The organism is Streptococcus sp. ALY_208 (assembly GCF_058314295.1).
Genome location: NZ_JBZFUI010000004.1, coordinates 69,978 through 94,535, shown reverse-complemented (window position 1 = coordinate 94,535; position 24,558 = coordinate 69,978). Strand labels below are relative to the sequence as shown.

23 protein-coding genes are annotated in these 24,558 nt (G+C 43.7%); 3 read left to right on the top strand and 20 right to left on the bottom strand.

Annotated features, from left to right (window positions below):
• Window positions 1-7: 7 nt before the first annotated feature.
• Window positions 8-373, bottom strand: coding sequence for a hypothetical protein (locus AC4HAI_RS05080; RefSeq protein ID WP_491110696.1), 366 nt, complete (start codon window positions 371-373; stop codon window positions 8-10).
• Window positions 366-3,392, bottom strand: a complete 3,027-nt coding sequence (gene essC / locus AC4HAI_RS05075; RefSeq protein ID WP_491110695.1) for a type VII secretion protein EssC — start codon at window positions 3,390-3,392, stop codon at window positions 366-368. Before essC (AC4HAI_RS05075) ends, AC4HAI_RS05080 begins: the two co-directional genes overlap by 8 nt.
• A gap of 55 nt (window positions 3,393-3,447) precedes the next feature.
• Between essC (AC4HAI_RS05075) and AC4HAI_RS05070 the strand changes: the two genes are divergently transcribed.
• Together AC4HAI_RS05070 and AC4HAI_RS05065 are read left to right on the top strand one after the other, a co-directional pair.
• Window positions 3,448-3,747, top strand: coding sequence for a type II toxin-antitoxin system RelB/DinJ family antitoxin (locus AC4HAI_RS05070; protein ID WP_491110693.1), 300 nt, complete (start codon window positions 3,448-3,450; stop codon window positions 3,745-3,747).
• On the top strand, window positions 3,740-4,087 hold the full coding sequence (locus tag AC4HAI_RS05065; protein ID WP_491110691.1) for a hypothetical protein: 348 nt from the start codon (window positions 3,740-3,742) through the stop codon (window positions 4,085-4,087). Before AC4HAI_RS05070 ends, AC4HAI_RS05065 begins: the two co-directional genes overlap by 8 nt.
• A gap of 86 nt (window positions 4,088-4,173) precedes the next feature.
• On the opposite strand, the gene AC4HAI_RS05060 is transcribed toward AC4HAI_RS05065, so the two are convergent.
• From AC4HAI_RS05060 to AC4HAI_RS04975, 18 genes are all read right to left on the bottom strand, one after another.
• Complete coding sequence (locus AC4HAI_RS05060; RefSeq protein WP_491110690.1) at window positions 4,174-5,862, bottom strand: CHAP domain-containing protein; 1,689 nt, start codon at window positions 5,860-5,862, stop codon at window positions 4,174-4,176.
• A 282-nt stretch (window positions 5,863-6,144) separates the two neighbouring features.
• Window positions 6,145-6,720: a hypothetical protein gene (locus tag AC4HAI_RS05055; protein ID WP_491110689.1), complete on the bottom strand. Its 576-nt coding sequence runs from the start codon at window positions 6,718-6,720 to the stop codon at window positions 6,145-6,147.
• A gap of 15 nt (window positions 6,721-6,735) precedes the next feature.
• On the bottom strand, window positions 6,736-7,695 hold the full coding sequence (locus AC4HAI_RS05050; protein WP_491110687.1) for a hypothetical protein: 960 nt from the start codon (window positions 7,693-7,695) through the stop codon (window positions 6,736-6,738).
• Between the two features lie 67 nt (window positions 7,696-7,762).
• Complete coding sequence (locus AC4HAI_RS05045; protein ID WP_491110686.1) at window positions 7,763-8,092, bottom strand: Imm59 family immunity protein; 330 nt, start codon at window positions 8,090-8,092, stop codon at window positions 7,763-7,765.
• 38 nt (window positions 8,093-8,130) lie between these two features.
• Window positions 8,131-8,457, bottom strand: a complete 327-nt coding sequence (locus tag AC4HAI_RS05040; protein ID WP_491110685.1) for an Imm59 family immunity protein — start codon at window positions 8,455-8,457, stop codon at window positions 8,131-8,133.
• Window positions 8,450-8,779 (bottom strand): Imm59 family immunity protein, encoded by a 330-nt coding sequence (locus AC4HAI_RS05035; RefSeq protein ID WP_491110684.1) that lies wholly within the window; start codon window positions 8,777-8,779, stop codon window positions 8,450-8,452. The genes AC4HAI_RS05040 and AC4HAI_RS05035 overlap by 8 nt, the downstream gene beginning before the upstream one ends.
• Window positions 8,779-10,914, bottom strand: a complete 2,136-nt coding sequence (locus tag AC4HAI_RS05030) for a glycohydrolase toxin TNT-related protein (protein WP_491110683.1) — start codon at window positions 10,912-10,914, stop codon at window positions 8,779-8,781. The genes AC4HAI_RS05035 and AC4HAI_RS05030 overlap by 1 nt, the downstream gene beginning before the upstream one ends.
• The gene (locus AC4HAI_RS05025; protein ID WP_491110682.1) at window positions 10,914-11,348 is read right to left on the bottom strand and encodes a hypothetical protein; all 435 of its coding nucleotides are present in this window, start codon (window positions 11,346-11,348) and stop codon (window positions 10,914-10,916) included. Before AC4HAI_RS05025 ends, AC4HAI_RS05030 begins: the two co-directional genes overlap by 1 nt.
• Before the next feature lie 4 nt (window positions 11,349-11,352).
• Complete coding sequence (locus tag AC4HAI_RS05020; RefSeq protein WP_491110680.1) at window positions 11,353-12,009, bottom strand: DUF5081 family protein; 657 nt, start codon at window positions 12,007-12,009, stop codon at window positions 11,353-11,355.
• A gap of 1 nt (window position 12,010) precedes the next feature.
• Complete coding sequence (locus tag AC4HAI_RS05015; protein WP_491110679.1) at window positions 12,011-12,352, bottom strand: WXG100 family type VII secretion target; 342 nt, start codon at window positions 12,350-12,352, stop codon at window positions 12,011-12,013.
• A 13-nt stretch (window positions 12,353-12,365) separates the two neighbouring features.
• Window positions 12,366-12,788: a hypothetical protein gene (locus AC4HAI_RS05010; protein ID WP_491110677.1), complete on the bottom strand. Its 423-nt coding sequence runs from the start codon at window positions 12,786-12,788 to the stop codon at window positions 12,366-12,368.
• Window positions 12,789-12,791: 3 nt separating this feature from the next.
• Entirely contained in the window at window positions 12,792-13,265 is a 474-nt protein-coding gene (locus tag AC4HAI_RS05005) for a hypothetical protein (protein WP_491110676.1), read from the bottom strand.
• An 11-nt stretch (window positions 13,266-13,276) separates the two neighbouring features.
• Window positions 13,277-17,650, bottom strand: coding sequence for a type VII secretion protein EssC (gene essC / locus AC4HAI_RS05000; RefSeq protein WP_491110675.1), 4,374 nt, complete (start codon window positions 17,648-17,650; stop codon window positions 13,277-13,279).
• Between the two features lie 27 nt (window positions 17,651-17,677).
• Window positions 17,678-18,928 carry a type VII secretion protein EssB gene (gene essB / locus AC4HAI_RS04995; protein ID WP_491110673.1) on the bottom strand — a complete coding sequence of 417 codons (1,251 nt, stop codon included), beginning with the start codon at window positions 18,926-18,928 and terminating at the stop codon, window positions 17,678-17,680.
• Window positions 18,929-19,159: an EsaB/YukD family protein gene (locus AC4HAI_RS04990; RefSeq protein ID WP_491110671.1), complete on the bottom strand. Its 231-nt coding sequence runs from the start codon at window positions 19,157-19,159 to the stop codon at window positions 18,929-18,931. It lies immediately after the preceding gene.
• Between the two features lie 72 nt (window positions 19,160-19,231).
• Window positions 19,232-19,750, bottom strand: coding sequence for a type VII secretion protein EssA (gene essA / locus AC4HAI_RS04985; protein ID WP_491110670.1), 519 nt, complete (start codon window positions 19,748-19,750; stop codon window positions 19,232-19,234).
• Window positions 19,751-19,752: 2 nt separating this feature from the next.
• Window positions 19,753-22,848 carry a type VII secretion protein EsaA gene (gene esaA / locus AC4HAI_RS04980; protein WP_491110668.1) on the bottom strand — a complete coding sequence of 1,032 codons (3,096 nt, stop codon included), beginning with the start codon at window positions 22,846-22,848 and terminating at the stop codon, window positions 19,753-19,755.
• A gap of 223 nt (window positions 22,849-23,071) precedes the next feature.
• A complete protein-coding gene (locus AC4HAI_RS04975) occupies window positions 23,072-23,368 on the bottom strand; it encodes a WXG100 family type VII secretion target (protein WP_491110667.1) in 297 nt (98 codons plus the stop codon).
• A 736-nt stretch (window positions 23,369-24,104) separates the two neighbouring features.
• Here AC4HAI_RS04975 and rpsO point away from each other — a divergent pair.
• The gene (gene rpsO / locus AC4HAI_RS04970; protein ID WP_491078513.1) at window positions 24,105-24,374 is read left to right on the top strand and encodes a 30S ribosomal protein S15; all 270 of its coding nucleotides are present in this window, start codon (window positions 24,105-24,107) and stop codon (window positions 24,372-24,374) included.
• Window positions 24,375-24,558: the final 184 nt, after the last annotated feature.

Here is a 24,558-nt window from a genome sequence, read left to right as displayed (position 1 = left end):
CTTTCTATCAATCTTCATCTGCCAGTTCGGCTTCTAGGTTTTCAATCCTGTTACTTAAGCTATTAGCTTGAGATCGGGCTTTGTTGATGGCGCCGTCAATGAGGTCTATCATGTCATCCTTAGACGTATCCAAGTCGTCCCCAGTATCAGTTGCGATCTTTTTCTCATCATCCGACATATCAGAGTAAGGAGAGCCTGCCAAATGATTATTTTCTTTGATGTTGGAATGACTGATAGGAGTCCACTGGATAGTCGTGCTAGTCATTCGAACCCGTCCTTTGGCTTCCTCTAATTTCTCTATTTTCGCATTTATAACACTGAGATCTCCTCTAGCTTCAGCCAGTTCCCTCTTTATATTATCTTTCTTACTCATAGCTGTCTGTATCCTCTCCTGTAAATGTTACTTGTAGTTTTGAGAGCAGCTTGTCCTTGATAAAATACTGCTCTTGATAGCCTAGAAGGGGCTCATTTCTAATTTTATTGATGACTGAGACGGCAGTCTGGTCGATAATCCTCATATCAACTAAGGATTGGCTCAAGGACTTAGCGGCCTTGCTGGCGCTATCAATTTGGGTCGTCAGGTTGCTGCGACTCATGACCAGCACGCTATAGCCGACTTGATGTCCCTTCTCAATGATATAGGACAGGTGCTTGAGATGCGCCTGATCCAGATTAGCAATCAAATCCGTATAGTTGTAGAGGATAAGGACAGTTTCAGGGTCAAAGGTCTTTTGGCTGAACTTCTCTGAAATTCTGTAAGCCATAGCCTCAATCATTTCATTAAGCTCTTGTGGCTGGGTCAAGATGCTCGAGGCATGTGCCTGCGAAATATTGTGGTAGTCAGGCGCAAAGATGAAGACTTGCTCATCAATAGTGCCTTCAGAAGCCTCGATATAGTCCAGTAAGGATGTCATGTTATCTACATTGTTGGTCAGGTAAAGCAGGTTGGAGGCTTGTCTATCCCATGATTGGACTCGTACATTTTCCTTGTCCAGACCTAGGACAATAGCACCTCTCTCAGTAGCCTGCGCATAGCCCGGACGGCTCTGTAGGTCAGGCAGGGTCAGAATGTCTGGTACCATCGGTATAGCGGCCGGCTTAGTGCCTGTCCATGCCTTAGATAGGGTCTGGCTTTCTGCTCTGAAAGCCTCAAGGATATCTAGCTGGCTCTCGGCTTCAAAGGGCAGATGAATCTGAATATAGTCTACCTGCTCACGAGACATAAGGGCACGCCCCTTGATGTCTTCCATGTCTTTTAAAGGGGTCTGTCCGACAACAGCAGTCACGTCGCTAGGATCGTTTTGCCTGAGGGTCAGCTGTAACTTGATGTTACTATGGAGGGCAACACGCAGGTTCATCTGACGCCCAGAGGTGATCATGAGGTGGATCCCTAGAGCGATCCCATCACGAGCAAGCACGACAAGCAGCCTGTAAAACTCTGTCTCAAAGGCTTCATCCTTCATGGCTTCATAATTATCAATCGCCACGATAATATGAGGGAAGGGATTATGCCCTAGCTGTTCATACATTTCTAGCGTGGCAACACCAGCTTTGGCTAAGAGACGCTTGCGCTCTTGAACCGTATCTGACAAACGCTTGATAAGCTTTGTGATCTTCTCTGCGTCACTGAGTAAGAAGCTATCAGCCACCTGGGGAAAACGACTCAGGGGTAAGAGCCCATTTGTCCCAAAATCTATCAGGTAGAGCTCTAGTCTTTCTGGACTGTAGTGCCGTATCAGGTCTAAAAGGGCGCTCTGTAGGAAGGTGGTTTTACCCGTACCCGGTCCTCCAAAGAGGGCAACATGACCGTCTGATACAAGATCTATAGCAACGGGCTCTTGCTTTTGCTCATAGGGCATATCTGCTATCCCTAGACTAAAGCGCAAGCTGCTGGTTTGTGTTTGCCAAGCCTCTTTGAAATCATCGGTAGAGGGTAGCGGGATCCGCTCCTTGAGCGGTGGCAGCCAAGGCTGAGGAACTGCTCTGAGCTTGGCAGCTGTCGCCAGCTCCTTGATATGGCTGACGATGACCGAAAGCTGGCTGGGTACTTCCTTTAGCTCCTCTGTCTCGTCCAGACCTGAGAGGTCTTGGTTGAGCGCTTGATACTGCCCTAGCTCATTGACCAAAGAAATGGTAACGTCCTCTGGTCCTTGATCCTCTTGGTCGGGGTGATACTCTGCACCTGACCAAGCTGACTGAAAGAGCTCATAGACCTCGTTGTTGCCGACCTGCAGGTAGGCACGGCCTGCCTGCGTGATGGTCGCCGCATCTGGCGTATGCAACATTTCCTGAGAGTCTGCCTTGTCCGCTACCTTGAGGGCTAGGCGGAAGTTGGAGTTGGCCCAGATCTGGTCGTTGACCACCCCTGAGGGCTTTTGGGTCGCTAGGATCAGGTTGACCCCTAGCGAGCGCCCGATACGAGCCGTTGAAACCAGCTCGCTGATAAACTCAGGCTGCTCATTTTTGAGCTCCGCAAACTCATCCGAGATGATGATCAGGTGGGGAAGGGGCTCTGTCACCTCGCCATTTTTGTATTTCTTTTGATAGGCGTGGATATGGTTGACCCCGACCTGGGCGAAGAGGCGCTGGCGCCGTCTATTTTCTGCCTTGATGGAGGCCATAGCCCGCATGGCTTGATTGCCATCTAAGTTGGTAATGGTCCCTAGGACATGGGGCAGTCCCTTAAAGAGGTCTGCCATTCCTCCCCCTTTGTAGTCGATGAGGAGAAAGCCGACATCGTGGGGATGGAAGTTGACCGCTAGGGATAGGATGTAAGTCTGGATGAGCTCGGACTTCCCAGACCCGGTCGTCCCTGCGATCAGGCCATGAGGCCCGTGGGCACGCTCATGTAAATCCAGCTTAACATAATCCTCAGGTCCCCGCAATCCTAAAGGAACGCTTAAACTCTTGTGAGGCGCATGCTGCTGCCAGAGCTCTGGGATCTTGAGATCCTCGACACGCTCCACCCCATACATGTCTAAGAAAGTGACCTGGTCTGGAATGCTGGATTTGAGGGTTTCGAGGTGATTGAGAGGGGCTAGGCGTCTGGTGATGCGCTCCTTGTCATAGCCCTCTGGGAAGTGATCCAGAAGGAACTCATGGTTTTTAAGCTCGCCTTCTTCCATGACCAGCTCACCTCTGGCGCCATCCTTGATACGGATGACGGTCTTGACATTCTCTGAGAGGGCGCGCATGACATCTTGGACAAAGACCAGGCTAAAGCCTAGGTCAGTCGGGTCGTCGTTAAAGTACTCCATGATGGCGTGATCCAAAATCAGCGTCTCATCGGTGATGAGGATCAGATAGTGTGGTGAGAAGCGCAGCTCTTGGTTCCCACTCGTGTCTTCTTGCGCCAGCTGGCGGGACTTGATGATCTTCTCATCAGTTGACAAAATACATGCAATAGTTATACAATGATATTGTGAAAGTAATGTCAGGAGGACTATTATGGCTACTAAATTATTCCAAAAGCGAGTTGATGAAAACTTGTATAATGATGTTTCCGAATTGTATAACAACTTGGGCACCAGTGTCGGGGAGGCTTTCGTGATGTTTTTAAAAAAATCACAAACAGTTGGCGGCTTACCATTTGAACTAAAGAAGGAGCCTAAACACCTAGCAGATCAAGAACTACAAGAACTGATCTTGACGGAACTTGACAAACGTCCCATTGATTTTACGAAGTCTGAAGATCTTGCAGAATTTTTTGACGAAGACTTTTCAGAGTATGAGGTAAGTAATGGATAGGGAATGGGAGCGTTATGATATTTTAATGGCTCGTATCCCTTTTGATGATGGAACAGGAGCAAAGGTGCGTCCTGCTATGCTGATTAAATGTGATGATAAAATCCTGCAGGTTCTAAAAGTGACCTCACAATTTGACAGGAAGTCAGTCGCTATGCAACGCTACTACTTTGACATTAAAGACTGGGCTGAAGCTGGCTTAAGAAGACCGTCTTGGATTGATACGGTAAGATATTATGAGATTGCTAATGTACCACAGATAAGTATCTTAGGACGCTTGACCGATCGGGATAAGGAACGATTTAAAGCCTTCATCATGAAAAGACTGGGACGAGATTCATAAACTAGTCAATAATTTGTCATAAAAGAAAAGACGGTTCTTAGTGAATCGTCTTTTCTAAACGCCTCCTTACGGAGGCACTGCTGGGATTATTTCTTCCCATACACATAGGTAAATTGGCTGGCTTGGGCTGGGCTAAAGGTGCGGTAGGAAACCACGCCTAGTCCCATGGCATTGGACTCTGAAATGAGAATGCTGCCGTCTTTCTTGACGGCCTCAACAATGGCCACATGACCGTAGGTGGGGTCTGCACCAGCTTGACCCGGTGAGAAGGAGAGGGCGGCGCCAACCTTTGGCTTATGACCCGTCTCATAGCCTGGCTTGTGCTGCCAGTCTCCGCCGTTACCCATGTAAGCATCAAAGCTATAGCCTAGCTCATGAGCTCGGTTATAGACATACCAAGTACATTGGCCATAAGCATAGCTTGAGGCGATATAGCTAGCGGTCTGGATCGGTTTTGAGAGGCTGAAACCTGCTGGCACCTTGCCTGCCATAGTCCCCGTGAGATGTTTGAGCTCCTCTGGAATAGCTGGCGTCCCACCGTGTTCATCGATATAGGTATCGATGTCTTGCATGATCTGGGCACGTCTGCGACCAGTGCCTGATGAGTCGGTGAAGTAGACACCGCCATCGACAAAGGGATTGTAATGACCTGAAGCCAGCTTTTTAGCCTTGTCATCCTGAATCTTGAAGGTCTGGTTTTTATGACCAATGATGGTCTCTTGGGTCAGGCGGCTGACAGCTGTGCTATCCTTATAGCGCTGGGCATTATTGGGATTGCTGTCAAAGGCTCCGTAGCCAAACATATTAGCTCCTGGCTCCGTAGCGACGCCGGCTGTGCCTAGTGAACTCTCTGCCATAGCGATGGCAATGATGGCTCTGGCATCCAGACCGCTTTCCTTTTCCCACTTGAGGACGAGCTTGCCGTTGATACGGTTGCGGTCATAGTTAATGCCTAAGGAATCCAGGTAACCATCCAACTGCTGGGCTTTGATCCCATAGCGGTGGGAGAGGAGATTGTGAGTGTAGGCATCCTTACCCGACCAGTGCTCCACATAAGCGGTATAGGTCGGGGGAGTAGTTGGTTGATCATCACTAGCACCATACCAAGCCTCTAGGCTAGAAGGCGTCTCAGACTGAGCGCCATTCAGATGGGCTAAGGCCGGGACTGGGACTGGGGATAGCATCTTAGCCAAGGTTTGGTTGAGCTTTTGAATCTTCTTAACCTTTTTACTCGCACGAGGGGCTTGAGGGACTGCCTTTTTAGGGACTGTCTTTTGATCCTTGTCAGCTGCTTTTTGATCCGTCGGCTGATCAGTAGTTGGACTGGATGTGCTCTCCTCTGAGCTTGGGGCAGTTTCATCGGGATCAGCGTCTTCCTGTGGATCAGCTGACTGGTATGTGTCAGGATCAGCTGCTGGTTGGGAGGCTTGGGCGTCGCTCTCTGCCTCAGAAGCAGCTTCCGGAGATTCAGATGCAGAGCTTTCTGACGTTTCTTCTGGGGCTTCCTTGGCTTCATCCGATGATTGATCCGATGAGCTGGAGTCTGCCTGGTCTTCTTCTTTGAAATCAGGAATACCATTGTCATCGTAGTCTTCCTTGAGGTCAGGAATGCCGTTGTGGTTATCGTCTTCCTTGTCATCAGGGATACCGTTTTGGTTTTTGTCTTCCTTGATAACAGCAGCTGACGACTCTTGCGCTAGAGCGACTGGGATTGTATAAGGCCCTAAGAGGGTCACTAACAATGCCAGCGATAGCCATTTGGTCTTGCGGTTCATATCACGTTCCTTTCTTGATTTGATAGCGGGCAAAGCCCTTCACTTATTTATCCGTAATTTATTAGCAACCATCAATGATTTTCCATATTTTTTCTATGAACAAAGGGATTGAACAAGCCTTAGGGGATTTGACATCAAGGTCAGAAAGGTTGTCCCGTGGTTCTGAAACCTCTGGGTCAAGAGCCCGTGGGTGAACCGATGGACTATCCGGTACCCATGGACTGGCCATGTCAGATACTCGTGGTCTAACCGTCTCAACAGGCTGTCCTGTCCCTCTGAAGATTAGTCCTCTGTATCAGAAGCTTCATGAGCTTTTTTCAACAGCCTTTCGAACTCATCTTCGCTAAATAAGGATCGACTGGCTTCTGGATTTCTTAGTAGCACTTCTGGATATTGACGAATAAAGGAACGATCAATAGCATCTTGGTCGTGACTGGGCCATAAACCGGTCGTCAAATAAGTCTTGACATCATAGGCATCTTGATCCGATTGAAAGGCTTTATCCATTAGCTCCTTGGTGATAGGATAAACAGCCTCCCGTGAGTCGTGACTCCCTGTCTGCCAGCGCATTTCATAGTGTCCATCTTCTTCATAAACAAGGAATCCATTTCCTTTATGAGTGATCACATTTGTTTCATTATAATGATCCAATTCTCCCTCTTTTGGCCATCGACCTTTTTCTGCATAGAACATGACTTCTAATTCATCTTTACTTGAATTAGCTAATTTTCCAGCCAGTTCAGCTGTTATGGAATAAGAATAGTGCTCTTTTCCCCTTGTCCAAAAGATAATATACCTATTTTTTTCTACATTTTCCTCAATTGAACAATAATTGTATTTTTTATATTTCAAAGACATCAAGCATCACCTCAGTTAATAAACATCGTCAACAGTATAATGGCCCTCTGGTAATTGATCAATAATTGCTTCCGGTGTTCCACCCTTGGTGTAACCACCTGGAATCCAATCACCTTGATAGGCGCCTGCTTCGTTACCAGATGGCATACGAAGTCCTGTAAAATCATGTGATTCAATTACTTTTGGAGCATCTCCTAAAGAGCCAGGTTCCAAAGTTAGCAGTTCTTCTAATACTCTTGGATTTCCATTTGAAGCTTTAACGGCCTTTTCGTAGACAGATTTAGGCATAACAAATTGTCCATTAGGAGCACCAATTGTGGTTCCATAATTATCCAAGTCTGCACGATATCTCTCACCGCTTACTACTCTCACTATGCCATCTTTAAACATAGAAAGGTGTTGATTAATCTCATCTTGTGAATACACACGGTTGACATCTGGACGTTTACCATTCGGAGTCCCATCAATACCATCTTCAACCTTTTGTGATAAATCAATATGAGGTAATGATTCCATATCCTTCCTGAAATCAGTGACAGTATAATCTTTTGGTTTCTCAACGGCTTCCACCTTGGCCTTAGGCACATCAGAACCCTTGGCACCAGTCACCTCACCAGCCTTAGTCGGCACTTCCACCTCACTTGGCTTAGCACTCTGTACTTTAAAGCCTTTAGTGCCGGCTACCACTCCAGCAGCCCCAGCTTCGAGATCGTGAACTTTGGCGTGTGGGGTACTGCCTGTGTGAACGCCTCCATCAACCTCTGCCTTGGGCGCTTTCGCTTTGACATCAAGGTCAGGGGTGCCTTGTTTAGGTACGGAGAGATCAGGATCAGGCCCCTTAACAGGACGGCTGGAAGCACTGTCTATCTGCTGGGACTGATTGTAATTATCCGCAATGTGCTTAGCACCCTTTCCAGCACCAAAACCAACTAGAGCCAGAGTTTGATCTTCACCATTCATGGCCCCTACAGCCATCTGCGTAACATCAAAGCCATCATCTACCCAACCGGCACCCTTTTGAACAACTTCTCAATACACAGGATCAATCACCTACTTTATCCCATAGTGGAGAAGAATACTCTGGAACCTCACCGTTTTCTACTGAAGCTCTATTAATAAAAACTGTCAATTCGAGATTTTTTAAAAATTTTTCTTCAGCTTCTTCAAATTTTTTAAATGTAAAGATTCCTCCTTTGCTAGCTCTATCCATTGTAGAATACACCTCATATTCTTGCGTTCCTGTATTAAACTCTATTCGAGTTTCCCATTCTAATGGCCTATGATCATTAAAAATTGAGTATCTCAGACTTTCGTAACCCAATTTTTTGATTTCTGACATTAATGATAATTTTTGTTGCTCTAACCGTTCCATTAGCTTCAGTTTTTAACTCACGCTTCAAAGACGCAATATCAATCATCTACTTTATCCCATAATGGAGAAGGATATTCAGTGGGTAGGCCTAATTGTATATTCATTTTATTAGATTCTATAACAAGCTCTAATTTTTCAAAAAATGCTTGTTTTGCACTCTCAAAATCGTCATACTCTCCGCTATGCCCAATTGTATATGAACGGTCATCTCTTCCATCAACATAAAATTTCCCATTTTTATAGTAAAGGTGAAATGCCCAAGGGAGTCGTTTATTTGCATCAAATAGAACATAATGCAAACTGTCGAGCCCTCTAGCTCGAATTTCAGTCTCTAGCTCATGCTTCAAATGCTCAATATCAATCATCTACTTTATCCCATAGTGGAGAAGAATATGGAGGATTCTTCCCTTCCTCTACTAAATATTGATATCTGGAAACCACCAACTCCAAATTTCTAATAAATCTAGCTTTTGCTTCATCAAAATCAGTATATTTGTACGATCCTAAAATACTAGCTCTATCCATTGTAGAATAAACTTCGTACTCTCCAGAAACGTCATCAAAATCTATTCTTGTCTCCCATTCTAATGGAATATGTTCATCAAATATTGAATAGCGTAAGCTATCATAACCTAATTTCTCTATTTCGGATAAGATATTTTGTTTTTCTCTGTATAAATCTTTCATCACTGCACCTCTTTCAGTAAACCTAATTTTTCATACCAAGATACTGATGTTCCGAGCTTAATTTGAGTACCACCACCTTGGCCAAACACTTTGGCAATACTCCCTTTTTTAGGATTAGCCATATCCTCAAAAGTAAATCTAAATTCTTCCATATCATTTAGCAGTAATTGTTGCTCTCTTTTAGGTAAGCGATTAAAGCCTTCTAAAATATTCTTGGAGTTTATGTCTTTCACTACTTCGTATTTATGGTAAGGCTGATAGCCTTCTGGATATGGTAAACCACGAGTAGTGTAGGGCAACATTTTTCCATTCTCAAGAGGACTAGTAAAGGTACCACTGCTAGAACCATATCTGTCAATTGTCTGACCTGCTTTCAAATCGGCAGGTTCCGTGATCGGAGTTCCAGTCTCGTCTACAGCAAAGCCGTCTGTGCCTTTGGGTGGCCATTTAATATGACCTTCTGCATCCACAAATTCCCTTGAACGCACGGGTACTGGTTGCCCATCAAAGGTATCGGCTGAAAGATAACCGTGCTTGCCATTGGGCAGGTCAACACGTTCTGGGAAATACTTCCCTTGAGCATGGTATTCCTCACGCAGGTATTGATCAAAATTAGACGCTTCTCTAGCCTTTCGGCTTTCTTCAATATTCTTGAGAACATGAGACCGCTGGTCCTCTGGGCTACTGATTTTCTCCATCTCACCAGCCTTAGTTGGCACTTCCACCTCACTTGGCTTAGCACTCTTTACTTTAGAGGCTTTAGTCCCAGCGACTGCTCCAGCAGCCCCAGCGTCAAGGTCGTGAACATTGGCATGTGGGGTGCTGCCTGTGTGAACGCCTCCATCAACCTCTGCCTTGGGCGCTTTCGCTTTGACATCAAGGTCAGGGGTGCCTTGTTTAGGTACGGAGAGATCAGGATCAGGCCCCTTAACAGGACGGCTGGAGGCACTGTCTATCTGATGGGACTGATTGTAATTATCCGCAATGTGCTTAGCACCCTTTCCAGCACCAAAACCAACTAGAGCCAGAGTTTGATCTTCACCATTCATAGCCCCTACAGCCATCTGCGTAACATCAAAGCCATCATCTACCCAGCCGGCACCCTTTTGAACAACCTGTGAGGTGTTTTTGCTGATAGTTCCGGCAGTCTCTAAGCCTGTCGCAACCTTACTGGCTCCAGCAGTTCCTAGTGTAACGAGAGCTTCCGCTCCTGCCCAGCTACGCTCTTCGTCCGTTAACTGCGTCCCTGCAATCAAGCTGTTACCAGTATAAGCTGAATAACCGCTACTGGCTACTGTATAGACCATACCGGCATTCGCAAAGCCTGCTGCAATTGGGGCGCTTGCACCCCCTGTAAAAGGAATTAAAACAGTTGAGACAACAGTACCCACCAAAAGAACACCTGGAATCACAATATTTTCGATGGGTTCTAACCACCCCTTATTGGCTTCCTGCCAGTCTGAGCCTTTGACGATAGGAACACCAGCGTTCCCATAGCCAACACCATAGAAAGCTCCCATCAATTCTTCCTCACTCATATTCTTGAGCTTATCATAGTCCTTGGCCTTCTTAGGATCTTTCTCCAGTTCTTCCAAGTAATCCTTAGCCATTTTAAGGCGGTCTTGATAGACAGTCTTAGCAGCAGAAATAGGACTGGCTTTTCCATCTAATATTTCTGTTAACGTGTACTTCTTCTCACTAACCTGTTCTACATAAGTACCCGATTCAATATCATAGTATTTTGTCGTTTTTTTAGACGTCAGCTTTTGTGTTTCAAATTTATCTGTATTGAGATTTTCATCCATATTTTGGAAAACTTTACTCATCCCTTTAACAAATTTGCTATCAATATTGGCCATGATTTTAGAGTGAACCTCACTGCTAAATCCCATTAAATCGGAAGCCCGATCATTGGCCGTGTAAAAATCTTCTAGAGACAGATCAGATTCTTTACCCAGATAGGCATCACCAGTTTTAACATATTTATCTTGAACCTTATTGTCTTTGATTTGCTTCGTCAAGTGCTCCAGCTGTTCGAAATACTGTTTCATAGTTCTGGCAACAATATTAGCATTGATCTCATAATTAAAATCTTTGTAACTAAAGTCAGATTCCTTAGAATAGTATGTAGCCACTACTTGTCCCCTTTCATGTTGTCTTGGATATAGTCGAGAGCTCTCTCAGGATGATCTTTGATTTCCTTTTGAAAAGCATGGTATTGAGGGTCATTACTGTTCAAAATCGTATTAGCCACTTCAATTGCTAAGATTCTGTCTTTATCCACAAATTTACTGTAAGTATCAATCGCATACTGATGCAGAATCTCAGACAGAGTACTGATCTGCTGTGCCTTGGTCACAAATTGTCCTAAAGAACCATATTTAGTAGTGTCGGCACCATTATTACCATTGCCATAATAGAAGGAAAAATATCCTCTATCAGAAACGCCTGAAATCTCTGAAGTAATAGACTGAATAGAAGACACAAGGTTATTAGAGACGGTGACAATATCTGCTAGGGCAATAATGAGGGATTCATGTTCCGTTAAGTCTAACTTAATATGCTTCATACTATTAAACCTTCACTTTCAATTCAGTTATAATTTGCTCTTGCATCTCTTCTGGTGATAGGGAACGAATCATCTCTTGAGTGAGGTCATATTCATACAGTCCGCCTTGAGTATTAACATACAAGTGATCCTTAACTTGACCAGCCTGAAGCGTATGTAATCTCAAGCTATCAGATTTACCATAATAAGCCATTAATCGTATAAAAGCATACGGTTCCCAAGATGCCTTCATATAATTTTTTGTCTTATCTTGGAGATTATGAAGAATTTTATGAGCTGATAAAACGGTTGCCATAAAGATGACTGTCGGAAGATACTCAATACGGTAGCTCTCATCTGGTGTCCGTGTAATAAGAACAGACATCTTTTGGTCGATACCTTGATTAGGCGCTAGAAAATATTCACCATCCACCGCAACATGATAAGGAGATTCTATATACATGTTCAGAAAAGTACCGAGAATCGTAGCGTCATCTCGCGGAGCCCCTTTGTCGTCAAGCGCTGACATCTCTTTGAGATCATCGTAACCACTCATTAAGGCTTGATAAAGTTTTTCTCTAAGTGTTAGGTCATCATTTTGATCTAAAGGTATGAATGGAATTTCTTGTCCATTATCATCCATGATCGCTAAGGCATACAAAGCATTTTTTGAAAATTCCATCCTAAGCCTCCTTGATTTTTTTTATCAAATCTGAATTTGGAATAGCGCTGATCAAGGACTGTAAGCCATTCACAGCAGTCTTTAGTTCACCGATGCTGTCTGTATAGGCACTAGAAAAATCAGTTAAAAAGACCTTCAATTCCTCATATTTATCCTTAGCATCACCCTTCCAGTTGCTATCGTACGATGAAAAATCTGATACCTTGGTAGCCAGATCCGATAAATCGCTTTCTAAATTTGAAAGATCTGAGATAATCGTTTCAATATTAGCGTCATCGTATTCAATGATATCAGCAGTGTAACTATTGTCAATGTTGTTAATATCTGTATCTATAATAGCCATAGCATACCCCCAATTACCAGTTTCTGATCGTTCCTAAGCGTGCATCTAATGCCACTTCTTCCGCTTTATTGTGGTCACGTCTATAATTTTCCTTTATCGTCTCTAGCTCACTTTTAAGCGTTGGAAGCTCCTCTTTCAACGTCTTATGAAGATTTTTCATAGAGGTGTTGGCATCTTTAATAAAAGTTTTATACTTTTTCATCATTTTAATGTCTTCCTCTAACTTATCTTTCAAGTCTGAGAGATAATGATAACCGCTATTACCATCGATTTTATCAATGACATCCTTACAAGTCTGTAATTTATTATTTAAATCAGATAAATCCTTCGTTTTATCGAAGTCATTAGCCTCTATTTGCTCAATAGTATCTTCGTACCTTGCAATCTTTCTTTTTTTATTGATCGCTTGATCCCATGTTCCATCCATCATTGCCATTAGCTAATCTCCTTTTAAACTATCATCCGTGAATTTTTCTAGGGAAGACGAGCTCGGTGTTACCGGCTCGCTAGAATTATGAATAGGAACCTGAGAAGGGGGGGTTACCTCGGGTTCATATAACTGAATAAATAATAATCCATAAACTAATACAACCATCAAGGGAAACAGAAAAACTTTTGCAGTATGACTAGACGTTAAGGGTAGCTGCCAGTATGTACCTTTCTTCCACTCTGGGTGTTTTTTTATAGCTTGAAGAAAATAGCTATTCTCCCTATGAACCAAGAAAAGATAAGCAAAGAGGAATAGAAAGCTCAGCTGAGCGTATCGGTAGATATTCCCAGATCTGACATTATTGAGGGTCATGATAATCAGAGCTCCTATCAATGCAAAAGCAAGAATAAGAGCTTCAATTCCTATGATAATTGTGAATTTTTTTATTTCTTTGATCGTGTTTTCATTGTACTGCTTTTCCAATATAAAAGCTCCTATCTTGTAATTTTTATGCGTTTTTGAACATCTTTATAGTGAAGGTAGATTTCATCTATAAGAAGGTCTACCTCACGTTGCGTTAGTGTTTTTTGAACAAAATTTTGTGCTGATACCTTCATGGCTATCAAAGCCAGATCAACCTTTTGTTTAAGAAAGCGTTTAAAATCATTTAATACTGAAAAATAACTACTATGACTGATCATAACCAAATGGAGCCCTACACGTTGCCCTTCCTCTATCAAAATAGCTAATTGCTGGGAGTTAAGTTTTGATTTGTCTATAAAATCTGAAAGATCTGAGATAATCATGATTCTATCTTCATAATAACGTTTTCGCTTTTCTTTCAAGATTTGATCAGATAAATCACTGAATAGACTTGCAAAACCATCCTCAAATTCATATGCATCTGTATAATTTCCTGTCAAACTTTGCATATCACTATAGCTGCTTGACATATCATAGAAAGAGATAGCCTTTTGTCCGTATTGTTTTGATAATATTGGGACAATATGGCGGACGACATTCTCTTTAGCTGTTTCTTTATCAGAAAGAATAACCATATGCCCGAATTGCCTAGCAGGTATTGATTCTATCTTAACATCATCAAAAGACATGCCTATTGGGATTTCTGAATTTTGTTGTGCCTTTTTGACCTCTGGAAGAGCGTTAAAGGTATCTAGAGATAGAATTTCCGGAACAACTGGAATACGATTAGGGCGATCACCTGTCCAAGACTCATCTATTTGTTTCACTAGTGATTTTAAGTTTTCCGTTATATCAAAAGCTGTCTCACCAGATACTGGTATAGCAGCCTGAAAAACTTCAACATCATCAACTTTAAGCCAGCCACGACCTACTATATCTTCCATCTTCAATGTTGTACGACCCACCAAAGACTTGGCGTCACCGTCTTCTAGTTGTTTTAGCGAAAGTTTACGTTTAAGATTAGACTGTAATCCCGCACGGATACTGTTGGCACGACCAGCGGAAATGGCAAGGTAAATTCCCAAACTTGCACCATCTCGAGAGATTGTTGTCAAGATCTTATCTACCGCATCATCGAATACCGTTCCACGAATGCCTTCAAAACTATCTACAAAAATGACAATGTCGGGAAGTGTTTCTTTAGAAGTACGACGCCAATCAAAGATAGTTGCTACCATGTATTCCGTTAGTTTTTGTTTCCGAGTACGTATTTCCTCCGTCATTCTCTCAATAAACTTGGGAATTTTTGCACTATCATCTGAATAGATAATATCGGAAGTATGCGGTAACTTATAAAGAGGAAGTAAACCACTCGTTCCAAAATCCAAGAGGTAAAAATGCACTTGTTCCGGTGTATAACGTTTTGCTAAATCAATCGCAAGAGTTTGTAAGAAGGTTGTTTTACCATAACCTGGACTTGAATAAACAGCTAAATGTCCATCATCATTAAATGAATGTTTGGCAACCATCTGTCGCTGCTCATTTGGAATATCAATCATGCCAAATATGACTTCAAGACTATTGTGGGATTCTTGCCAACTTGGGACAGCACCCCCGTATAGATCATCCAGAATAATCTTATCCTTTAGCGGCGGCAGCCAAGGCTGAGGAACTGCTCTGAGCTTGGCAGCTGCTGCTAGATCCTTGATATGGCCGACAATGGCGGAAAGCTGGCTAGGCACTTCCTTGAGATCGTCTACCTGGTCCAGACCGGAGAGGTCTTGGTTGAGCGCTTGATACTGCCCTAACTCATTGACCAAAGAGATGGTAACGTCATCTGTCCCTTGATCCTCTTGGTCGGGGCGATACTCTGCGCCTGACCAGGCGGACTGAAAGAGCTCATAGACCTCGTTATTGCCGACCTGCAGGTAGGCACGACCGGCCTGCGTAATGGTCGCCGCATCTGGCGTATGCAGCATTTCCTGAGAATCCGCCTTGTCTGCCACCTTGAGGGCCAGGCGGAAGTTGGAGTTGGCCCAGATCTGGTCGTTGACCACCCCTGAGGGCTTTTGGGTCGCTAGGATCAGGTTGACCCCTAGCGAGCGCCCGATACGGGCCGTTGAGACCAGCTCACTGATGAACTCAGGCTGCTCATTTTTGAGCTCCGCAAACTCATCCGAGATGATAATCAGGTGGGGAAGGGGCTCTGTCACTTCGCCATTTTTGTATTTCTTTTGGTAGGCGTGGATATGATTGACTCCCACCTTGGCAAAGAGGCGCTGGCGCCGTCTGTTTTCTGCCTTGATCGAGGCCATAGCCCGCATGGCTTGGTTGCCATCTAGGTTGGTGATGGTCCCTAGGACATGGGGCAGCCCCTTAAAGAGGTCTGCCATTCCTCCCCCCTTGTAGTCGATGAGGAGAAAGCCCACATCGTGAGGGTGGAAGTTGACCGCCAAGGAGAGGATGTAAGACTGGATGAGCTCTGACTTCCCAGACCCGGTCGTCCCTGCGATCAGGCCGTGAGGGCCGTGGGCACGCTCATGCAGATCCAGTCTAACATAATCCTCAGGTCCCCGCAATCCTAAAGGAACACTTAAACTCTTGTGAGGGGCATGCTGCTGCCAGAGCTCTGTGACCTTGAGGTCTTCGACACGCTCCACCCCATACATGTCTAAGAAAGTGACCTGGTCTGGAATGCTGGATTTGAGGGTTTCGAGATGGTTGAGAGGGGCTAGGCGTCTGGTGATGCGCTCCTTGTCATAGCCCTCTGGGAAATGATCCAGAAGGAATTCATGGTTTTTAAGCTCGCCTTCTTCCATGACCAGCTCACCTCTGGCGCCATCCTTGATACGGATGACGGTCTTGACATTCTCTGAGAGGGCGCGCATGACGTCTTGGACAAAGACCAGGCTAAAGCCTAGATCAGTCGGGTCGTCGTTAAAGTACTCCATGATGGCGTGATCCAAAATCAGCGTCTCATCGGTGATGAGGATCAGGTAGTGTGGTGAGAAGCGCAGCTCTTGGCTGCCACTCGTGTCTTCTTGCGCCAGCTGGCGGGACTTGATGATCTGGGTCAGGCTATTGAGTACCTGGTCACGTGTCCGCTGGTCGTAGACCAGACCTCGGACATTGATGTCCGGGAGAGCCGCATGAGGGAGCCAGCGCAGCCACTGCCACTGGTCTTTTTCGGACTCTGGCAGGACGGTGATGATCCTCAAGTCATGATAGGAATGAAAGAGCACCAACTGATTGATCAGCAACTGGAGCTGCTCAATCACGAGCGGTCGCTCCCCTACATAGCCGACAGGACCTTGCTTGAGGCTAGCCACCACTGGCATGTCATCTAGCTCTTTATTGGTCTGATAGAGGGTGAATCCTTCGACTTCCAGAGGATCTTTGACACCTGAGCGCTCTTTATTGGAATAGTCTAGGGTATAGGTCGTAGGCACTCGCCCCAGTCCCAGACGATAGGTGAGAAAATCGAACTGTTGCGGGGTCTTTTCGTAAATACGGCTAGAAAGCTCCTGAGCCAACTGGTCTAGCTCTGGAAGGGCAGGGTAGTGATAGTGCTGCCCTTGTCTTTGATCTAGGGCTAGCTCTCTTAGTTCAATCGCCTTATCGGCTAGGTAGGCATGATAGGCTTCAATACGATCCTTAAGACTTTGTTTGTACTCTCTCTTGGTCTTAATATAATTTTGAACAGAGAAGATGCTGGTCATGATCGACATGACAACAGACATAAGGATATAAAGTCCTCTGGGCTGAAAGATAGAGATCACAATGACGACCCCAACCATAACCAAGGGCGGCAGCATAGCCTTTAGGAGTTCATTGCGCGGTTTGTTGGGCTCTGCTTGAGGGGCTGTAATGGTCACACGATCCTCACTAGAGCGGTAGATCAAGCGAGGGGAGCGGTGGTAATCTGGGTAATCCTCATAATAGCTGTAGCGGGAGTCCGGTGTCTCTAGCAAGCGGTTGTTAAAAACAGGACCATAGACCCAAACTTCGTGCGGAAAGATTTTAATCAAACTATTCTCAAAGGCAAGCTCCGCACCAAAGGGCAGCAAACCGTCTGAGTCACTCAAGCGGTTGTTGATGTAGATTGGCTTTCCTAGATTGGTCAGGTGCCAACGATTATCTGGCGTGCGTTCTAGGGAAACTGTTACCTGGGGATCCTGAGCTGTCAGTTCACTAGCAACTCGTGGTCCGACAACAAGACGCTGGCGTCCTGCTAAACTGTAGTGCTTAATGGTTTGGGGTTTCGGATAGAGATGGATCCCATCTCGATGAAACTCTGAAGGCATAGGGGCCATTTGATCCTGATAGTGATAGGTCAAGACTCCATCTGCCATAAAAATTTCTAACTGGTCGCTAATAGACAAGCGCCCTTCCTCCGGTACTGGAAGGACCTGACGGTAGCTACCATGTAAAACGATAATATCCATAAGGCTTTTTTCTCATCTTCTTATAGGTTAATCTTTGGAACTGGACTGAGAACCTGAAGAGGAGTTGTTAGAGGGCTGAGAACTGGTCAGTCCCTTATCCTCTTTGTCATCCTCACCCAGAGCATCTTCACGTTCCTTCCAATATTGATCATACTCGGATTGAAGGGATTGTAGTTTTTCACTGCGCTCCTCTCCAGAGAGATCACTATTTTTACGCGTTGCAGTGATATTTTCAGCCAAAGCATAAAGAATGAGGTCAACATCATCCAAGCGTTTAGCCGTATCAAGAGCGTCATCATGTTTTCCACGACCAATCATAACCCAATAATCCAGATACAACTCATCAGATTTAAGAGAGATATTGTTCATCACAACTTCACGTTGTGTATCACTAAAATCTAACCCTTGTACATAAGCGTAGGCTGCCTCATATTTTTGTGTATAGGGAAGTTTATCCAAGGCTATAGATTCGGTATTTTCGATGACTTGGCTGTAATCTTTGGTTAGGAAAGCCCGATCAACAGTAAGCAGTTTACTCTGAAAAGGTCCTCTAAAAAATATTAAATAAACGAGAGGTACGATCAGCAACACGCTAAGCGCACTCAGCCAAATGGTCGCTTGCTTATAAATCCTAAAGCGAGTCTTTGACACCCGAATCTGACTGCGACTTTCCTTAGCCAATTCTTCTTGATAGAGCTGGTGGAGGTAGGCAGATAGTTCTTCTAAATTCTCACTGAGACGAACTTGTTCCAAATAACTCGGTAATTTAATAACCTCAAGACTGCCGTCATAGAGGGGACTAAATCCTGTCCCTGTGAAGAGGTCAATAATCAAGCATTTGACTTGGCGAAGAAAGCTATCCTCATTAAAATGACGAGGTTCCATTACTCCTTTGAGTCCACGATAAGCCATTTTTAAGCGCAAATCTTTTGTGATAAGAAGGTTTTCCGGATGAAGGATCAATCCAAACGGATAAGCCGTTGCTTTTGAGAGATCTAAAATATTAAGACTCAGACGCAACCGCTCCGACATAGCTCGCTCTGCTAAACTACTAAAAGATACTCCTGCTTCAGGTAAAGAAAAGGTTAGCTGAATGGTATCATCCTGCATCAGCTCATAGGACATGTCCATAAATTCAGGCGTCTTTACTTCAAGCAATTGGAGCTGATGAAGGTTAGTCAAGCTCACTTCTGAGCGATTGAGAGTCAGGTTCCATGTTTCCTCACTCTTATCAAAGTTAAAGGTTTGATGGGAAAAAGTAAAAGGCGATACAAGCATTTAAATATCCTCTAATCGTAAATAATCTCCAGTTGTAATGGGGTAGTCAGCCAGTTTATATCCTTTTGAAAGGATGAGTCCTTTGTTGACTACAGCTAATTGATAGGTATGCTTGGGCTGGGGGAGGTCAAAAATAGCCGCTAACTCTTGGCTTAAGCGTTGTACACTTAAGTTTTTAGGCAGACGTAAGTCAACTATCCGATCACCCAAATCTAAACTGATCACAATCATCAGAAAAGGGCTCCTTTCACAATATTTTACAAAATCACTTAGACTCACATTTTCTATATATTTATTTATATGTTAATGAGTTGATTTTTGCAGAAAGTTGTTTTTAAACCGTCTTTGGCTAAGCCAGCTGAAAAAGCTAGCTAGGCCAATCACAATAATCATCAGAAGCAGATAAACTAATAGCTGTCCCATACGCCAAGTGCTCTCTCCTTCTCCTGCATGAATGTCCAGAGTGTGGGTGACTTGAGCTGAGAAAAGCTGTTTAGGCTTTATATTTTGAGTCTGGATGGCTGATTTTTGACCAAAAAGTTGGCGTTGCTGACGTGATAGTGCAACCTTGCCTCCCTTTCGTCTCGTTAGCTGCTTTGCCTGATCTTCGTCAAAGAGCTGTCCTATTCGGCTATCCTGACGCCCTAAGGTTTCTTGCTGATCTTCTGAAACACGATCAGTTGAAAACTTTAGGCTATTATCTTTAATCGTGGATGCATAAGCTCTAACTGGGCCTAGAATCACCCCTAAGAGCAAAAGCAAAAGTAAAACAGTTTTAAACTTTTTTATTAGCAATAAACTTTTGTAACTAATAGCTTTCATACTTAGACCTCCGTTTGTGATTGAGACGGTTTCATTTTAGCCTCCCAGGGCAGTCTAACCAAAGTATTGAGTACTGCTAAGATGATTAATACCAAGACAAGAAGGAAGATTTCCCACATATTGACAGCTATATTGTCGAAATAAGCAGATAAGGTCTTTTCCATATGTGAAAGTGGGTTCCAAACTTTGAGAGTCTTAAGCAGGCCAGTAAGACCACTACTTGCTCCAACAGCACTTGAAAAGTAGACAAAACTTACCATGACGTAGAGGGAGATTCCCATGCCAAGAGCATGCATCCGCTTGATCAAGAAGAACTGAGCAAGGAGCAAAACTATACCATACAAGACAAAAAGTAAGATCCAAGAAGGCACCATGTCGGTAGGAACATGGAGGTTTCGAGCCGAGGTAATTCCTAAACCAAGACCTTCGACTAAGCCAAGACCACTGATAGTTCCAACATTAAGTGGGTCAGTATCTGACAAGACTCCCTTGGTAAATTTGCTGCGTACACGCTTAAGCAAGTCCTGCGTCGCAAAGATATAGGCTGTAAAGAGCGTTACAACTGCTAGGAGTAAGATCCAGGTGAAAGGACGGTAGGTGTTTACCCTAGATTGGTAGCTGCTCGAGCGAGAGACAACAGGGCTCGAAAGAAACTCGAGAAGTGATTCATTTGGAACTCCCTCTTGATAAGCATTGTCTAGGACTTTTTTAAAGGAACCTACAAAGTCATTGGTGTCCTCGAGTTCTTCATTAAATTCGCCCATGAGACGCTGGGCATCAGCCGAGAGCTTATCACCTTGATCTTGAGCCTCTTTAGCTGACTCATTGAAGGAATCAAAACTCTCATTGACCGCCTTGGCAGACTCTGCATTTGACTCTGATGTCGATTTAAGAGCTTCCGATTGAGAGATGAGATCTGAGAGATCGCCAGTCAAATCTGATCCTGCCTTGTCACGCTTGTCAGCTTCTGCCTGGGCTTGAGGAGAGTTTGACGCTTCCTGATCACTCTGGATATCCTTGAGTAAGCCCAGTGTCTCAGAAATATCACTTTCGACCTGGTCATTTGTTTCGATGATGGATTTCAAGTCATCAATCAGGCTCTGACGAGTTGATTTGAGTGTCTCTAGTGCGTTGGTGACGTCCACATTGCCATCGTAGGTGCTGACGGCATCTGATACAGCCTGAGTCAAAATATCATCCAAAAAGCTACGGACTGACTGATCGAAGAAACGCGCAGTAATACTTTGATCATTTCCGTCTGGATAGTAGGTCGCTAACAAACTTCCTGCATGATTATAAGCATCGACAACCGCTTGGGCTGACTTGGTGTAGGCTTCCACCTTGTCGGCATAAGCCTCTGGATCAAAGGTTTTAGCATCTGTTGTCGTCACAGAGACACCATCTAGCTCAACAGCTAGAGTTGCAGGGCTATCGTTTGGTTCTGCTTGCGCTCCTGGACTCGAAGTTTTGAAATTATAGTGGAAGGTGTTTTTTTGACCAAGGTCGACATCGATGCCCTGATCAGCTCCAACGGGATCTGTCTGACTTCCATCTTCCTTAACCACATACCAGCTCTCAACTACTCCTTTAGGATCTTGGAGACGTGCTTTCACTTGCGTATGTGGTTCTGTCTTAGCTTCAACAGTGGTCTTATCAAAATCACGTAGCTCTGTGGCTGCTTGATTTAAATTTTTTCCTAATCCAGCACTGTCACTTGGGCTATCGTCTACCTTGTCACCACCATCAGCATAGCCATAAGCAGAGGCTGACCTGCTATCATCGTAAGTTGTGATCAGACTGGTGTAATCCGTATCTGTCACTCCTTTGAGGTCAGCTAAGTCTGAAGCCTTATCTGTCGGTAGACCCTTCACAGCTGTCCCTACCATGCTATCAAGACTAGATGTGTAAGCATTGAGATCTTGGCTTAAAAGAGCTGATTCATTCTTATCTTTTTTAGTCAGCACTTCACGCAAGGTCATCTTATCCAAATCTTCGAGATTTTCTTTGCCGTAGTAGTCTTTTAAGAAATCATCAACGATTTCCTTGGTGGGTTTATTAGGCTCCTTATCATTCTTATTTTTTGCAATACTGAGCTGCTTTTCTAGCTCATCTAACTGATGAGAGACATTGTCAACGACTTCCTCGTAGCTAGGCTGAGAAGATTGACCCTGATCTGAGTTCGATTTTTTGAGCTTGCTGGATACCGCTTGCTGGTCGGTTTCCAATTTTGCAATCATCTCTGTCAACTGACTGTCTAGCGCTTTTGAGTCCATACTCATCAAGCCTGACGTATAGTCATCTGAGTCGATTTTACCTGTACTGTAGGCACGCGTTAGAGTAGCCAGGTCGGCTTGCATCTTATCTGTGTCTAGTTGGTCGGCTTTGGCATCTAGAACAGCCTCCTCCAAAGATTCCATTAGATTAGTATTCATATCAAAGGCATTGTCTGATAGCGATACTAGGCTTGGGAAAACTGTTTCAAAATTGACGGCATTATCCAATAGGTTAGTCTGATAATCACCGATGTTGCCACTCTGAATTTCTGAAACGGACTTAGCATTTTCCTGAGCTGTGTAGAGGTTTCCGAGAACTGAGGCCATGTACATATTGACCAAGCGACTATTGAGGTCTGAAACAACTTCGGATCCTACTTTTTGAGCATCTGCTTCAGTAACACTGTTACCTTTGGCGTTAACTTTATAGGAAACTGTGGTCTTATCTACTAAGACGTTATTGATATCTAAAACTTTGGACGAAAAATCACTAGGGATGATCACCATGAGCTGGTAATCTCCATCACTCAAGCCTGATTCTGCGCTGGATCTAGATGTCACTGTCCAATTCTGAGTATTATCACGCTCAAGTGTTTTAATGTAATCACCACCTAAATCATAGGTATCTTTCCCATCTTGAGATAAAACTGCTTGGTCTTCATTAACTACAGCAACATTGAGACGATTCCCTGACTTGGTTACTTCTTGACCAGTCCTATTATTCCTCTCTAGTAGTAGATTGAGACCAATTATTCCAAATAGGAGCACTAAAATAGCTAAAATATTTCTACTTAGCCTAAACGCTCGAGACAATCCCTTTGTCATACCTTATCCTCTTCTCAAATATTGTTAGGTGAAGGAGAGTGAGTTTAAAGATCTTTAGTCACTCTAAATATAAAATATCGTATTCTTAACAGCTATTTTTGGGAGTATAGAAATAACTGGTATTTTTGATATATAGTTTGAGCGAACTCAGCTTTTTTCTGACTCTCACTCACCTAACAAAGGCAGGAAGGGATATCCCATCCTGCCTTTTGAGTTGGTTCATTTAGCTTCCAGAAATTTGAGATGCAATAGTTGAGTCAACTTCTTCAAGATTACTTGCAACTGAATTCAATTGACCGTTAATTGCTTCAAGCAACTCAGCAAATTGTGACACTTTTGGTGACAATTCGTTAAATTGTGTTTCAAAAGCATCAAACGCTGTACCATCCCAATTTTCAGAGATAACAGCTTGTTCGTTAGTCAAAGATGTCAAAACATCTTGAACACTTTGTGAACCTTGCGTATACTTTTGAGCTGATGTACGCAACTCATCTGGCGTTAACTTAATTTGTCCTGCCATAAATAAACTTCCTTTCTTTTAAAGATAATTATATCTTAAAATATTTTAAGATATAATCAATAACAAAAATGTGACACATTGTTACATTTTTGTTTCGAATTTTTGTAAAATGCGGCAACCCAGCGCACTTGAGCTATTAGCAAATGAAATTAACTGAGTAATAATTACTTCATTTTCAATTATCATGGAACTCAGCTCGGTTGCTTAGCATTCACCTATCTATCCGTAAAAACTTTTCAAAATCACTCAAAAATTTTAAAAAGTTTGAAATTACTGTCTTTCTTGGCTGGGGCAGTCATTAGCCATCATAGGATTATCAAGTTTGGGTATCACAGAGGAGACAGAGTCTGGGACAAAAGTCCAGACTCGTTAATATTATTTTAGATTTACTCGATTGACGCAGTGGTTGGCAGTCCTTATCCCGGGGCACATTCCTATTTTCAGGCGCCCCCTTAAACAGTCCAGTGGACTGTTTAACTACCAGGCAAGTGATAGCTCCAACAGTTTGGGGAACTGTTGGAGGTTATCTAATTTCATGAACTTACTGTTCATCTCATTTTCAACCTCAAAAGCTCTCCTAGACCTTTTGTCCCACTCTCTTCTTTGCGGTCTTTTCATTGACTGAACGTGAGCTTTTTGCTAAAATAAGTGAGTCCTTGGGACAAACTAACTTCTTCTTGGTTTTAGGACAGCCAAACCTAGGACTCGGTTGAAGGAATAAAAGGAGAATTTTACTATGGCAATCTCAAAAGAGAAAAAAAATGAAATTATCGCTCAATACGCTCGTCACGAAGGTGATACTGGTTCTGTAGAAGTACAGGTCGCTGTATTGACTTGGGAAATCAACCACCTCAATGAGCACATTCAAGAGCATAAAAAAGACCACGCTACTTACCGTGGTTTGATGAAAAAAATCGGTCACCGTCGTAACCTCTTGGCTTACCTACGTCGTAAGGATGTCAACCGTTACCGTGACTTGATTCAATCACTAGGACTTCGTCGTTAATCGAAGACTTAGCTGAGACTAAGAGCTTGGGATATATCCTAAGCTCTTTTTTGTTGTTTTACTGGCAAGAACCCTCCTGAGCGAAGAAGATTAACATAAGAAGGGGGGAGAAATATTAGCGTCTTCTCCATATTTTTCCTTTTCTTTTTTTCTAATGGTGTTAAAATGTAGATGAAAATAGAAA